The sequence below is a fragment of the Natranaeroarchaeum aerophilus genome, from assembly GCF_023638055.1.
GTDB lineage: Archaea > Halobacteriota > Halobacteria > Halobacteriales > Natronoarchaeaceae > Natranaeroarchaeum > Natranaeroarchaeum aerophilum.
This window is the reverse complement of record NZ_JAKRVY010000005.1, coordinates 46,331-59,133: the sequence shown is the minus strand read 5'-3', so window position 1 is coordinate 59,133 and position 12,803 is coordinate 46,331. Positions and strand designations below refer to the sequence as shown.

The 12,803-nt window shown below is 61.3% G+C and carries 14 protein-coding genes; 7 read left to right on the top strand and 7 right to left on the bottom strand.

From position 1 onward, the window contains the following. The first annotated feature begins 32 nt into the window (after window positions 1-32). Window positions 33-1,598, top strand: a complete 1,566-nt coding sequence (locus tag AArcSt11_RS10180) for an alkaline phosphatase family protein (protein ID WP_250596825.1) — start codon at window positions 33-35, stop codon at window positions 1,596-1,598. A 48-nt stretch (window positions 1,599-1,646) separates the two neighbouring features. Here AArcSt11_RS10180 and AArcSt11_RS10175 read toward each other — a convergent pair whose 3' ends face one another. From AArcSt11_RS10175 to AArcSt11_RS10155, 5 genes are all read right to left on the bottom strand, one after another. Next, window positions 1,647-2,759 carry a DUF354 domain-containing protein gene (locus AArcSt11_RS10175; protein ID WP_434803499.1) on the bottom strand — a complete coding sequence of 371 codons (1,113 nt, stop codon included), beginning with the start codon at window positions 2,757-2,759 and terminating at the stop codon, window positions 1,647-1,649. Window positions 2,760-2,806: 47 nt separating this feature from the next. After that, window positions 2,807-3,037, bottom strand: a complete 231-nt coding sequence (locus AArcSt11_RS10170; protein ID WP_250596821.1) for a hypothetical protein — start codon at window positions 3,035-3,037, stop codon at window positions 2,807-2,809. A 97-nt stretch (window positions 3,038-3,134) separates the two neighbouring features. Next, window positions 3,135-3,377, bottom strand: a complete 243-nt coding sequence (locus AArcSt11_RS10165) for a hypothetical protein (protein ID WP_250596820.1) — start codon at window positions 3,375-3,377, stop codon at window positions 3,135-3,137. Between the two features lie 2 nt (window positions 3,378-3,379). Then, on the bottom strand, window positions 3,380-5,215 hold the full coding sequence (glmS, locus tag AArcSt11_RS10160) for a glutamine--fructose-6-phosphate transaminase (isomerizing) (protein WP_250596819.1): 1,836 nt from the start codon (window positions 5,213-5,215) through the stop codon (window positions 3,380-3,382). Window positions 5,216-5,479: 264 nt separating this feature from the next. After that, the gene (locus tag AArcSt11_RS10155; protein ID WP_250596818.1) at window positions 5,480-6,085 is read right to left on the bottom strand and encodes a DUF7344 domain-containing protein; all 606 of its coding nucleotides are present in this window, start codon (window positions 6,083-6,085) and stop codon (window positions 5,480-5,482) included. Window positions 6,086-6,596: 511 nt separating this feature from the next. On the opposite strand from AArcSt11_RS10155, the gene AArcSt11_RS10150 reads away from it, so the two are divergent. Beyond that, window positions 6,597-6,884 (top strand): HalOD1 output domain-containing protein, encoded by a 288-nt coding sequence (locus AArcSt11_RS10150; protein ID WP_250596817.1) that lies wholly within the window; start codon window positions 6,597-6,599, stop codon window positions 6,882-6,884. Here AArcSt11_RS10150 and AArcSt11_RS10145 read toward each other — a convergent pair. Then, entirely contained in the window at window positions 6,872-7,837 is a 966-nt protein-coding gene (locus tag AArcSt11_RS10145) for a transcription initiation factor IIB (protein ID WP_250596816.1), read from the bottom strand. The genes AArcSt11_RS10150 and AArcSt11_RS10145 overlap by 13 nt on opposite strands. A gap of 533 nt (window positions 7,838-8,370) precedes the next feature. On the opposite strand from AArcSt11_RS10145, the gene AArcSt11_RS10140 reads away from it, so the two are divergent. Next, window positions 8,371-8,820 (top strand): DUF7970 domain-containing protein, encoded by a 450-nt coding sequence (locus AArcSt11_RS10140; RefSeq protein ID WP_250596814.1) that lies wholly within the window; start codon window positions 8,371-8,373, stop codon window positions 8,818-8,820. Window positions 8,821-8,830: 10 nt separating this feature from the next. Here the strand turns inward: AArcSt11_RS10140 and AArcSt11_RS10135 are convergent, their stop codons facing one another. After that, the gene (locus tag AArcSt11_RS10135; protein WP_250596812.1) at window positions 8,831-9,010 is read right to left on the bottom strand and encodes a hypothetical protein; all 180 of its coding nucleotides are present in this window, start codon (window positions 9,008-9,010) and stop codon (window positions 8,831-8,833) included. Between the two features lie 130 nt (window positions 9,011-9,140). Between AArcSt11_RS10135 and AArcSt11_RS10130 the strand changes: the two genes are divergently transcribed. The 4 genes from AArcSt11_RS10130 to AArcSt11_RS10115 all read left to right on the top strand — a co-directional run bounded on the left by AArcSt11_RS10130 (window position 9,141) and on the right by AArcSt11_RS10115 (window position 12,803). After that, window positions 9,141-9,941 carry an aldo/keto reductase gene (locus AArcSt11_RS10130; RefSeq protein WP_250596811.1) on the top strand — a complete coding sequence of 267 codons (801 nt, stop codon included), beginning with the start codon at window positions 9,141-9,143 and terminating at the stop codon, window positions 9,939-9,941. A 98-nt stretch (window positions 9,942-10,039) separates the two neighbouring features. Then, window positions 10,040-11,569, top strand: coding sequence for a cryptochrome/photolyase family protein (locus AArcSt11_RS10125; RefSeq protein ID WP_250596810.1), 1,530 nt, complete (start codon window positions 10,040-10,042; stop codon window positions 11,567-11,569). Window positions 11,570-11,651: 82 nt separating this feature from the next. Continuing rightward, window positions 11,652-12,287, top strand: coding sequence for an IS6 family transposase (locus AArcSt11_RS10120; RefSeq protein ID WP_250596809.1), 636 nt, complete (start codon window positions 11,652-11,654; stop codon window positions 12,285-12,287). Window positions 12,288-12,347: 60 nt separating this feature from the next. Next, on the top strand, window positions 12,348-12,803 hold the full coding sequence (locus tag AArcSt11_RS10115) for a universal stress protein (RefSeq protein WP_250596808.1): 456 nt from the start codon (window positions 12,348-12,350) through the stop codon (window positions 12,801-12,803).

The following is a 12,803-nucleotide window of genomic DNA, read 5'->3' as shown; positions in this document are numbered from 1 at the left end:
CGGGAAACGGGACAGTGACTCGTAGGTGAAAGATGCAGCCTACCAAAGCGTTTGTGCTGGGACTCGACGGTGTTCCGTGGAACCTCGTCGAACGATGGGCGGAGGATGGAGAGCTCGAACACTTCGCAACGCTGTTCGAAGAGGGCGCATCGGGGCCGCTGGAGAGTACAACCCCGCCGCAGACTGCGCTGGCCTGGCCGTCGATTGCAACCGGCGTTCGGGCGGACACACACGGGATATACGACTTTCAGACACTGCAGGACAACTACACACATCGGATGGCGACGAGTGCCGACCGGGGCGGGACAGCACTCTGGGAGTACCTCTCGCCAGCGATGGTGGGGAACGTCCCGATGACGTATCCCGCCAGCGAGTTCGACGGCAAGATGGTAACCGGGATGATGACGCCGGAGCAAAACGACGGGTTCACACATCCACCGGAGTTACGGGACGAGATCCGGCGCTCGATTCCGGAGTACGAGATCGGCCTCAAGTGGACCGAGTACGCGGACGAACCGGCAGCACTCGTCGAGGACCTGCAGGCGAACGTCGAGAACCGCCGCGAACTCATGCGAATGCTGATGAACACCGACGACTGGCGGCTGTTCTTTTTTGTGTACACCGCGCCGGATCGGCTCCAGCACCTCAACTGGGACGAGGACGTCATCCTCGAACACTACCGATATCTCGACGACATCCTGGGCGAGGTAATCGCCTACACCGAGCGCCAGAACGCGAACCTCTTTGTCGTCTCCGATCACGGCTTCGGACCGATCTCGCGGGTCGCGTACCCGAACAGACTGCTAGAACGCGAGGGATACCTCGCCCGGGCGAGCGACGACAGCGGGCGGGGAGTGCTGGAGCGACTCGGGGTTACGAAGGCATCAGTCGAGCGCGTTCTCGACGGGGTCGGTATCAACCAGACCAAACTCGTCGAGGTGCTACCCGATGAGTTCACCGACGCCGTCGCCAGACAGGTCCCGGGCGATCACCCACTGTACGACGTCGATTTCGACGCCACGACCGCCTTCTTCCACGGCACCAGTCACCTGTACGTGAACAGGGCGGATCGGTTCGAGCGCGGAACAGTTCACCCGAACGACGTCGAGACGGTCAAACGCCAGTTACGGGAGACGTTCGAATCAGCTGTGGATCCGGAGACGGGTGATCGGCTGTTCGATCTGGTCGACGGCGAAGATCTGTTCCCACGGGACGACCGTTCGCCGGATTTTATCGTGAAGGGTCGCGAGGGCTATCTCATCCAGTCCGCACTGAGCGACAGGCTCGTCACCGAGACCGGAGCGATGGAAGCGACACACGATTACGAGGGGATCTTCTTCGCGGGGGGGCCGTCGATCGCGGCGAACACCCGAGTCGACGACGCGACCGTCTACGACGTGGCACCCACGCTCCTGCACAGTATCGGAGAACCGATCCCCGAGCAGATCGACGGCAGGGTGCTCGAAGAGATACTGACGATCGACTCGCCCCCGGAGCGGCAGGTTCTCGAACCGTCCACTGAGCGACCGAGTTCGGAGACTGATGACGATTTCCAGGACGTCGAGGACAGGCTCCGTGGCCTCGGCTACATCGAGTGAGTCGGAGGAATCGCACCGTCGTGAGCGACGCTGGAAAGTTCTTCGGGGTCAGAGATCCATTGGCGGTGGATTCTCGAAGACCGCTGCGCCGACCTGCCCGTCCTCGATGAGCGTTGTGAGAAACGTCGTCGTATCGATCTTCTCCGAGAGCAATCGCTGACGCCGTTCCTCCCAGCGTCCGTCGGACTCCGACTCCAGGATCTCGACAGCGCACTCGACCGCGTCGGCGTGTCGGCTCCCATCGGCGTAGCTGTAAACGAGTTCGTACTCCTCGCGAAGTTCCCGTACGTTCCCCATCCCCTGGATCGTCGTGACGAGAACCGCAGGCGTGCCGAGGACGGCGCTTTCGGTCGCCATCGTCGCGCTTTCGCCGACGAAGAGATCGGCGTAGTACAACAGGTCGTGGATCCGCTCGGGCGGGGCCGTGATCTCGTACGGTGCGAGTTCGGCAGGGAGCTCTCCTTCGGCGGTGATCACAACTGTAGCGCCGGCGGCCTCGAGGCGGTCGACCACGTCAGTGACGTCGTCGATCCCCGAGTCGCCGATATCGTGCGTGGCTTCCCACGAAACGAGCCGGAGAACGACCAGCCTGTCCCCGGGATCGATCCCCATTTCCCGTACCGGTTCGGGATCGGGCGTGAACCGATCCGGATGGAGGTAGGCGAGTTCGTGGTAGCCGGGGTATTTGATGTGATTGTCCCCGATGTGATCACGGTAGCATTCCGGGCTACAGACCTGATCGGCCATCGGATAGACGAACCGTTTCAGGTAGGTGACGTGTTCGGTGTCGGTGAAGACGACGCTCCGACACCCCAGTAGCGCCGCGACGTGGACGACACCCGGCTCACCGATCGCCACCATGACGTCCGGGTCGATAGTGCGAGCCCGACGGAACAGCCGCCACTCGTAGGCCAACTGGACTGTCGCTTTCCCCAGCAGATGACTCGCCGCACCGGCGAGCACCTCGTGTTCGATCCCGTAGATATCGAGCAGGTCCAGAGCGATGTCCTTCTCCCGGGCGAAGACATGGATATCGTGGCCCCGGTCTTCGAGAATATCGATGGCGTTCCGGAAGAAGTGGACGTGGGCCGGATGCTGGATCGTGATCACGACATCGAGGGGGCCGCCATCCGACTCCGGGGCAAGGGCGTCGCTGTTCATCGGCGGTAGCTGCGCCAGCGGGCCATCGATTTTTGATCCCGACATCGTTACGTGACCGCAATGCGCCCTCGTGCGGTAGCGGTAGTCGCGTGGTCGTTTGCTCGAACAGGGTCCGGGGCCTCGTCGAACTCGCACTCGACGTCGGGACGGAGGATCAGGAACTGTTCGGGGAGCGGATCGCTCGATAGATACTCCCTGATTGTGATGAACTCGTATCCAGCCTCCAGACCCGCATCGAGGAGGTCGGCGTAGATCTCGAAGGTGAAGTCGCTGGGCATATCGTATCTGAACGGTCGACCTATCCGGGTAAAGTAACCAGACGCCTATCGGGCAAAACGGTGGGGTAAGCGACTGTTATCCCCAGAACTGGCCGTACTACTCTCGGGATCGTTGTCGCTGTGGGCCACCCGATGACCGGCATCGCGCCAGTGACTCGAAGTAATGGCTCAACTCCCTGTCACGGGCGGCAAAGACCTCCCGAAGCTCGCGTTTCGAGGTGTCAGGTGGGAACGCGACCGCGACCTTGACGTCGCTGCCGTCGAGCCCGATCAGCACCTGCTCGTCCTCGCCGTTCCGGTACCAGTCGACGTGGACGGTATCGGGATCGATCCGTGACATGGCTACTCCACCGTGACGCTCTTGGCGAGGTTGCGCGGTTTGTCGATCGGGCGACCCAGATAGTCGGCAACGTGATACGCCACCAGCTGGAGCTGGACGTTCGCCAGCAGTCCCGCTATGTCGGGGTGACACTTCGGGATCGTGATGGCATCATCGACCGTCTCGATCACCCGGCTGTTCTCCTCGCTCACGATGCCGATCACCGGCGCGCCGCGGGCCTGCACTTCTTCGACGTTGCTGAGCATCTTGTCGGTGTATCGCCCGGTGAAGACGGCAAAGACAGGCGTCCGCGGCGTGACGAGCGCGAGCGGGCCGTGTTTGAGCTCCCCGGCCGCGAACCCTTCGGCGTGCTCGTAGGTGATCTCCTTGAACTTGAGCGCCCCCTCCATCGCCACCGGGTGAGCGATCCCCCGGCCGATGAAAAAGTACGAGTCCATCCCACGGTACCGGTCGGTCACGTCTTTCGCCCGCGTGTCGTCGAGGACGCGCTCGACCAGTCCGGGCAACGCGGAGAGACCGTCCAGGAGTTCGTCGGCGTACGCCGAGGGCTGTCCGGTTCGGTCCTCACAGAGGCGCTCGGCCAGCAGCGCCAGCGACGCGACCTGCGAGGAGAACGTCTTGGTCGCGGCGACACCGATCTCGGGGCCAGCCCGGATAAACATCGCATCGTCACACTCGCGGGCAGCCGTCGACCCGACAACGTTCGTCAGCGCAAGCGTGCGGGCACCGCCCTCGGATGCACGGCGGAGCGATTCCAGCGTGTCTGCCGTCTCCCCACTCTGCGTGACGCCGATCACGAGGGTGTCCTCATCGACCGGAGCAGGGAGCATCGCGTACTCGCCCGCGCGGAACGTCTGCGAGCGGATACCACGCCGCGCGAGCATCGCCTGCCCGTACAGCGCGGCGTGGTAGCTCGTTCCACAGGCGACGAACTGAATCCCGGAAACGTCCGCGAACGCCCCGGGCGGAAACTCCTCCAGATTGACGCGTCGGGTCGAGCCGTCCCCGTCCGGATCCTCGACGATGCGCCCTTCGAGTGTCTGGCCCAGCGAGGTGGGCTGTTCGCTGATCTCCTTGCGCATGAAGTGATCATAGCGACCCTTCTCGGCGTCTTCGGGCACCCAGTCGATGGTTCGGACCTCTCTGGAGACCGGATAGCCGTCGGTGTCGGTGATCTCGTAGCCGTCCCGAGTAAGGGTAACGACGTCCCCGTCTTCGAGGTAGATAACCTGATCCGTGAACTCCAGGAACGCCGGGACGTCACTCGCGAGGTACTGCGTCGTCTCGCCGAGGCCGAGGATCAGCGGCGAGCCGCGCCGGGTCGCGTAGACGACATCCGTTTCCGCCGAGACGGCCGCGATCGCGTAGCTACCGTCGAGCTGGGCCGTGACACGCCGGAAGGCGTCCTGCATCGAGTGGCCTGCCGCAATCTCCTCTTCGAGCAAATGCGGGATCACCTCGGTATCCGTCTCGCTTTCGAACTCGTGGCCGCGGTCGATCAGATCGGCTTTGAGCTCGTCGTAGTTCTCGATGATGCCGTTGTGGACGACCGCGATGGAGTCGGTGCAGTCGGTATGGGGGTGTGCGTTCGCGTCGGTCGGCGGCCCGTGGGTGCTCCAGCGAGTGTGGCCGATCCCGATCTCGCCAGCGGGACGAACCTCTCGAACCTGTGATTCGAGCCGGGCGATCTTCCCCTCGTGCTTGTGAACGTCGAGACCGCTACCGTTCTTGAGGGCGATCCCGGCCGAGTCGTAGCCGCGGTATTCGAGGTTCGTGAGGCCGGTCAGGAGTTCCTCGAGCGCGTCCCCGCGGCCGACGCGCGCGGTGATGCCACACATTATCGACCCCTCCGCGAAAGCGATAGCCGTTCGAGCCATAATCCGGCGACGGCAGTACCGTACGGGTGGTCATCGGAACGATTCGACAGGGCTGTGGACGTGTGCTGTACGATCATTGTAGATCCCTCCGGCAACGCCGGGAAGCGGATACAGCCACCGACCGCATCACCCACCTTTGTTATAGATCAGGTGCTCTCTCGGCAGCCACTGCTTAGTACGGATAAGAAGCGTATACGATGGCTCTCGAACCGGCGAACGGAGCGCTCAGTCCCGCTGTGTCCTGGCGTGAGCCACCGCACACCCCGCGAGCGCGGCGACCATCACGAGGACGACAGCGGAGCTGAGCCAGTCGGCCGGATAAAACCCTGCCTGGCCGATCAGGAACAGTCCAGCACCGACCAGTGTAATCCCGAGATAGTACTGTGGCCACGGCCGCTCCGCTTCGGTATCGACCCCGAGATACTCGTCTAGCTGATCGGCGGTCTCGCCGAGTTCGATCGTCCCGCGATTGCGGTCGAAATCGACAACATCAGCGTCGTTCATCTTCGGGAGATGACACTGATACAGACCGACGTAGACGCGTTTTCGTTCCCCCGATGTCAGTGCCGCAACGGATTTGTCGTTTTCCAGTGCCGCGACGTGCTCGGCGAGGCTGCCGAGATCGATCGAGTTGTCCTCCTGTTCTTTGAGGTGGTGCAAAACACGTCGCCGCCGTCTGTTTTTCAGTATCTCGAAAACGATATCGAGTGGTAGCTGGGATGGTTCGTCTTCTACCTCCCCGTCCCCGGGTTCTGTCTCCCCCTCGGCCGGTGGTTCCGATGACAGATTCGGTTCCTCCGTTGCCGTCGCACTCATATTACTGCTTGTCATACTTTCCCCCAATCCGTTGTCCGTCGTTCGTCCAGGTGTATCGTTCGTGCATAATCTCCCCCATTCATTCGTTGTTGCAGTACAGCCTCTGGCGCACCGACTTTTGTTCTGTCTATCTGAGTAGTCAACGGCTTGCATTGTAAAGTTAATCAAACAAAAATGATGCTTTTCCTTCGTGATTGCTTGGCACAGCTTACTGTGAATATAAATCGGTTGTGCGGGCACGCCAATCGGTAAGTTGGATATTATCGGTATCGCGCAGTCGCGGATCGGCTCGACTCAGGGATAGCTGCGTATTATGTTTTTATACGCCATCTGAATGAGTCCCCGGCCAGTTACTCGCCGCGCCTGAAGGCGGATCGCAGTAGCGATACACCACTTCCAATCAATGCACATTCATATCTCGGGAAAATATTTATATCCTCAAGGGACCAACTGTAGTATAGTAACTGGCCCTTGCTAGCAAAACCTGGCGACCGCCCCACGAATTCGATGATAGACCCCCGCAACGATGACAGACACACACTCCCCACAAAACGAGTTCGACCACGAGTCAGCAGTTCGGTACGAACTGGACGCCGACACGGAAACAAGCACCGCGGTGATCGAAGCCGTCGCCGAGACCGCCGGCTGTGATCCGCTCGATCTGGAGCCGCTCGGAACGTACGTAAACCCCGACGCGCTCGATGCGCTATCCACTGGCTCTCAGGGGAAACTGGATGCCACCGTCTCGTTCCTCTTCGGAGATCACTACGTCGTCGTCCGGAGCGACGGCATCATTCTCGTTCACGCAGACTGAAGATCCTCGTCGACGACTTCGACCTGCTCCTGGTACCGGTTTCTGATCGTGACGACAGTGACCTGTGCGACATCTGCGACATCTCGTTGTGTAATCTCCCTGTTACAGCGCTGTGCGGCGAGATAGATGGCGGCCGCCGCACACCCGGTCGGGGATTTCCCCGAGTGGACGCCGCTCGCGACGGTCGTCTCGAGGATCTCCTTCGCCAGCTGTCTGATCTCGCCATCGACGTCGAGCTGGGAACAGAAGCGTGGGAGATACTGTGTCGGGTCGACCGGCTTCATCACCAGATCGAGCTCCTGGGAAATATGCCGATAGGTCCGCCCGATTTCTTTGCGGTCGACCCGAGAGACCTCGGCCAGTTCGTCGAGACTTCGCGGGATGTTCTCCTGGCGGCAGGCAGCGTACAGCGACGCCGTCGCGACGCCCTCGATGGATCGCCCGCGGATCAGGTCCGCATCGAGCGCTTTCTGGTAGATCACGCTCGCCACTTCTCGAACCGAATGGGGAACGCCGAGCGCGCTGGACATCCGCGAGATCTCCGAGAGCGCCTGCTTGAGGTTTCGCTCACCGGCATCACCCGTTCGGATTCGCTGTTGCCACTTGCGGAGCCGTTGCATCCGGCTTCGCTGCTCGGGCTGGATCGTCCGTCCATTTGCGTCTTTGTCCCGCCAGTCGATCTTCGTGGTGAGCCCCCGATCGTGCATTAGCTCCGTCGTGGGTGCACCCACGCGCGAGCGCTCCTGCCGTTCGGAGTGGTTGAATGCGCGCCACTCGGGGCCGTAGTCGATCGACTCTTCCTCGACGACGAGTCCACACTCGTTACAGACGAGTTCGTGGCGATCCGAGTTGTGCACGAGCGTCCCGCTCTCGCACTCCCCACAGGTGGAGCCCTCTCTGGAATCTTCTTCCGTCTCTTCGCTCCGGTGTCGTGTACTGCTGTATGTGTTCATGTTGGACATGGTTCTGGTGGACTGCCGACGGCTAGGTTTATGTTGGATGCCGCCAACCGCTGGTATTTAATCGTCACTGTCGTTCGTCTCGAAAACGGAGTGTTTCGGGCTTAGTTATAGAGTGTCTAGTGGAGAACATCCGGGGCCTTACGGCCTCACACGCCGACCTAACGACCGAGTACAGGGTAGTACACCGGGCGTACAGGCGTCGGGCGCAGGTGACGCCCACGCGCCATCCCACGTGCTTCGAGTTATCGAGTTATTATGGCTCAAACATTCTAAACATTGTAGAATTTGTGCCGGTCGACAACTCCTTGCCGTCAACGAAAACGCCACAGATAGGATGACTGGGAGACAGTTAGGCGTAACATATATGATGCCACACGGTGCAGAAGAACGTAACAAGGACCCAAAAACGGATAACAAGGTCCACACATTGTGATTATGAAGGGAACGGACGCAACCGCTGGCATACCGAAGAAGCGGAGTATCGGGCGGACCAACAGGGCGCAATCGAACGCGGGGTGGAGCGGATGACCGACCGGACCCCTGATGCTCCCGGAAATTCCGGAGAGCGGGCAGCCGATGAGTCCGAGAACGAGATGATCAGCAGCGAATCGTTCGAGGAGGTCGTCACGGAGGCCAGAGAGGCGGTCGACCCGGAGGCCGTCGAGGCGTCAGTCTCTACCATTGCGGAGACCGTAGAAGACGTGATCGACGATATAGGGGATAGAACGGGAGAGAACATCGACACCCCTGCGTTCGAGTTCGAGGAGACGGCCCAGCAAACGATCTACGTCCGGCCGTCTAGCCTGCGCGAGCTAGAAGACCTCGAAGCCCTCGTGGACGCCCGGCTGCGAACCGACCACGACGTCCGCAACCTGACTGGAAGCGAGTTCTACGACGCGGTCGTTCGCGTTGCGACAAATCACGAAGAGGAGTTGCTTGCGGCCGTCCTCTCGGCACGGGCAGACGGAGAGTAGTGAAAGAGGGTCAGTGGACCCGCACGGAGCTCTCCGTCTGACCACGGTCCTCCGCCGGATAGCTCGCAGCAGCCGTTTCCGCCGAACACCACAGACATTGCTTTTCGACGAGAACGACGTCGTCGAACCGGCGACGGGAGTACTCCCAGTCGTGTAACCCGAGCCTGCATTTCAGCCGATGGATATTCACAGATAATGGTTAGGGTTCTCGCAATAATAAGTTCGTGGTCGTCCCTTCGATGGATCACGGGTCGAGGTGAAAGAGATCGCACGCTGCCGTTTTCCAGAATATTAAACGGTCAGGCATAAAATGTTGATACATGAGCTTCCACCGACTCGGCTTTGGAACCTACCAGATGACCGATCGATCGGAGTGTATCGACGCCGTGACGACCGCCCTCGACACCGGCTACCGTCACCTCGACACCGCACAGGGCTACGACAACGAGGCGTACGTCGGCGAGGCGCTGGCCGACTCGGACGTCGACCGCGAGGACGTCTTCGTCGCGACGAAACTCGATCCCGGCAACCTCGCGTACGACGACGTGGTCGAGACGACCCGCGAGAGCGCGGAGCGTCTCGGCGTCGATACGATCGATCTGCAGTACGTCCACTGGCCGCTCGATACCTACGATTCGGAAGCAACGCTGGACGGGCTCGCCGCCATCGTCGAGGAGGGACTCGTCGAACACGTCGGACTCTCGAACTTCACGCCGGAACTGCTTGAGGAGGCCATCGAGGGACTGGACGACCGGGGGGTCGATCTGTTCGCCCACCAGGTCGAGTGTCACGCGCTGCTCCCACAGGAGGAACTGCGCTCGTACGCCCGCAAGGACGACCACTGGCTGGTCGCGTACTCGCCGATCGCCCGCGGAGAGGTGTTCGACGTGCCCGAGATCGTCGAGATCGCCGAAAAACACGACGCGACTCCGGCACAGGTCAGCCTCGCGTGGCTGCTGGAAAAAGAGACCGTTGCCGCGATCCCGAAGTCGGCGACGCCCGCACACATCCGCGAGAACTACGGCGCACTCGACATCTCGCTCGATGCCGAGGACATCCGCACGATCGACGAGATCGACCGCGAGCATCGGGTGGTCGACGGTGACTGGACCCCGTGGTAGGGACCTGGCGCTCCGCCGTAGGCCGAAGGGTTTTGTCGATACCGCCGTAACCAGAATCGAATGATCACGACAGACGGCAGCGGAACGGCGAACCGACGATGACCGTACTCGTACTCGGCGATGGGCTACTCCGTGACCGGGGACCGGAGGCCCGGCGACCTGACGAGTCAGTCCTGCTCATCGAAGCGGAATCGTTCGCCCGCAAACTCCCCTATCACCCACACAAGCTCGTACTCGTGTTCAGTGCGATGCGGCACTTCCGCGACGACCTGCGAGCGCAGGGCCGTACGGTACACTACCAGCAGGCCGAGAGCTTCGACGAGGGGCTGGCACGTCACTTTGCGGAGCATCCCGATGACGAACTGGTGGCGATGCGTCCGGCGAGCGCGAACGGGGCCCAGCGCCTCGATGACATCGTCACTACACACGGCGGATCGATCGAGTTCGTCGAAAACGAGACGTTTCTTTGCTCGCCCGACGAGTTCGACGAGTGGGCTGGCGACCGCGCGGGCTACCGCCACGAGGATTTTTACCGGTTCATGCGCCGGAAGACGGGCTACCTGATGGACGGCGACGAGCCGGTTGGCGGCGAGTGGAACTACGACGACCAGAACCGCGAGAGCCCGGGGGAGGACGTCGATCCGCCGGAGCCCCCGGGCTACCAGCCCGACGAGACGACCGCCCGCGTCATCGAATGGGTCACCGAGACGTTCGAGGGGAGCTACGACCAGCCACCCTACGGCGGCGACTGGGCCAATCCCGAACCCTTCCGCTGGCCCGTGACCCGCGAGGACGCCCGTGACGCGCTGGAGTCCTTCTGCGAGAATCGACTTCCAGCCTTCGGCCCCTATCAGGACGCGATGGTCGACGACGAGTGGGGAATGTATCACGCCCTGCTCTCGCCCGCGATCAACGTCGGCTTGCTCCATCCTGCGGAGGTCGTCGAGCGTGTCATCGAGGCAGGCGAGCGTGAGGACGTGCCGCTGAACAGCGTCGAGGGCTTTGTTCGGCAGGTGATCGGCTGGCGCGAGTTCGTCCGTCACGTCTACCGACGCGAGATGCCCGAACTCGCAGGGGCAAACCAGCTGGATGCCGACGAGGACCTGCCGCCCGCGTACTGGACCGGCGAGACTGACATGCACTGTCTCGACGAGAGCGTCGGCAGCGTCCGGGAGCGGGGCTACGCCCATCACATCCAGCGACTGATGGTCCTCTCGAACTTCGGCCTGCTCTACGGCGTCGAGCCCGCTCAGCTGAACCGCTGGTTCCACGCGGGCTTCGTCGACGCTTTTCACTGGGTAACGACCCCGAACGTCGTCGAGATGGGGCTGTTCGGGAGCGGCGTCTTCGCCACGAAGCCGTACGCATCCTCGGCGAACTACATCAACAAGATGAGCGACTACTGCGGGAACTGTCCGTACTACCACACCAAAACGACCGGCGAGGGGGCCTGCCCGTTCAACGCGCTGTACTGGGACTTTCTCGATCGAAACGAAGACGACTTGCGGAGCAACCACCGGATGGGGCTGGTGTACAGTCATCTGGACAACAAAGACGACGACGAGCTGACGGCAATACGGGAGCGCGCGACGGAGATACGGGAGCTAGCGCGGTCGGGAGAGCTGTGAGTGGCCGCGGGATCATCCAGCGAAAACCGGCGGTGTTCAGATAAGGATTGAAAAGTGAGGCGGTGCGTTTTCAAAGTGATTCATGCCCGAAAACGCCCGCCTCAACGATAGTATCGACCAGATCGACTTAGAGTTTGTTGAACGAGAGGCGACACCGGAGCTGCTAATGAAGCTCGGTATTCAGCTCCATCTTGCTGGACTATCACTTTCGAATACCGTTTCTATTCTTGAATTATTCGGTGTCAAACGGGCTCGATCAACCGTTCACAACTGGGTTCACAAGGCTGATCTACAGCCCGAAGATGGACAAAGCCCGGATCACATTGCGGTTGACGAGACCGTGATCCGACTCAATGGACAGCAGTACTGGCTGTACGCTGCTGTCGATCCAGAAACGAACGAATTACTCCATACACAGCTTGAACCCACCACTACCACTGTTCTCGCCCAATCGTTTCTTACCACGCTACGGGAGAAACACGACGTTGACGATGCAGTGTTTCTCGTCGATGGCGCAACCTCACTGCAAACGGCGTGCTCACGACACGGCCTCGATTTCAGATACGAAAAACGTGGAAATCGGAATAGCGTCGAACGTGTCTTTCGAGAAGTCAAACGTCGAACTTCTTCGTTTAGTAATAGCTTTAGCCACGCCGAAGCAGAAACTGCCGACGACTGGCTCAGATCATTCGCCTTCGCATGGAATCAGCTTATCTGAACACGACCCGAAAACCAGGGCCAGGTATTTTGTTCTCTTACGGACAACTTCGAACGGACCATGTACGACCACATCCTGCTGCCGACGGACGGAACCCACGGTGCGGACCGGGCGACCCGCCACGCGATCGGCCTCGCGGCCGCACACGACGCGACGCTGTATGCTCTGTTCGTGATCGACGAGGACGTCTATCAGGCCTACGGCGGCGACGAGTACGTCCACGACCGCGAGGGCCTGGAATCGGGCCTCGAACGGCGCGGGACCGACGTGCTCGACGAGGTGGGGCGACTGGGTGCCGAGGAGGGCGTTGAGGTCGTGACCCTGCTCGAACGTGGCGTTCCCCACCGCGAAATCCTCCTCGCTGGCGACGAGGTCGACGCCGACGTGATCATCCTGGGCACGGAAGAACGACCGGGCGAGTACCGACAGTTGCTCGGGAGCGTCACCGAGCGGGTGGCACGGCGGGCGAGTAGACCGGTCTCGATCGTCAAGACGCCAGCGGAGGAGCCGGAGTAG